The following is a 1037-nucleotide window of genomic DNA, read 5'->3' on the forward strand; positions in this document are numbered from 1 at the left end:
GGCGCTGTAGGCGCTGCTGAAGACAAAATCGGCGTCTCGACTTCCAAGACCTCATGCTCAGCAAAAAAAAAGCGGACATCAGCCAATAGCTGCGCCCGCCTTTTTAATGTTTCTACACTAGCTGATGGTTGCCAGCTCAAGGTCATTTTTTCTATTTTACTTTCGCCCGTTCAACATACTCACCACTACGGGTATCAATACGTAAAACATCGCCAATATTCATAAATAAAGGCACACGTACTACCGCACCGGTTTCTAATGTTGCTGGTTTACCACCTGTTCCAGCCGTATCCCCTTTTAGGCCAGGGTCGGTTTCTGTTACCGCTAAATTAACAAAATTTGGTGCTGTCACGAGTAATGGTGTGCCGTTCCATTGGGTGACTGTATATACATACTGTTCTTTTAACCATTTTTTGCAATCTGCAATCGCATTGGCATCGGCGGCGTGCTGTTCAAAGGTGACTGCATCCATGAAATACCAAAACTCACCGTCGGTGTAGGAATATTCCAACTCCACTTCCATCACGTCCGCGGCTTCTACTTTGTCGCCAGATTTAAAGGTTTTCTCGTTTACCCGACCTGTTTTTAAATTACGAAATTTAACACGGTTAAATGCTTGTCCCTTACCTGGCTTCACCAGCTCGTTTTCGATGATGCTGCAGGGGTCACCATCCAACATAAATTTGAGTCCGGATTTGAATTCATTTGTACTAAAATTTGCCATGGCAACCTCTTTTAGGGGACGATCAACATCTGTTTAAAAATTAAAGCGCATCATGATACCGCAAACCAACACTCGGGTGATAAAACAAGCTTGGCAAGAGGCCTTAGCTAATGCCATTAAAGATCCAGATGAATTACTGGCACAGCTAGGTTTATCCGGACACTTACGTTTGGTGAACAGCGATATCCTCAAGCAGTTTCCATTGCGGGTCACCCAAAGTTATATCAATAAAATGCGATATGGTGATCCGGAAGATCCCTTGTTACGTCAGGTCTTTCCCTTAATCGATGAGAGGCTTGATGTAGAAAACTTT

The 1037-nt window shown here is 44.0% G+C and carries 1 protein-coding gene and 1 pseudogene; one reads left to right on the forward strand and one right to left on the reverse strand.

The window, feature by feature from the left end:
- Nucleotides 1–151 precede the first annotated feature (151 nt).
- On the reverse strand, nucleotides 152–724 hold the full coding sequence (gene efp, locus AC3AYF_RS21735; protein ID WP_487780543.1) for an elongation factor P: 573 nt from the start codon (nucleotides 722–724) through the stop codon (nucleotides 152–154).
- Nucleotides 725–776: 52 nt separating this feature from the next.
- On the opposite strand from efp, the pseudogene AC3AYF_RS21740 reads away from it, so the two are divergent.
- Nucleotides 777–1037: pseudogene (locus AC3AYF_RS21740) on the forward strand (hypothetical protein); the annotation flags it as partial.

This window comes from Salinicola sp., from assembly GCF_982684285.1.

What these genes read in the sequence shown, in the direction of transcription:
- efp (WP_487780543.1), bottom strand. Translation starts at nt 724, where the DNA reads ATGGCAAATTTTAGTACAAATGAATTCAAATCCGGACTCAAATTTATG.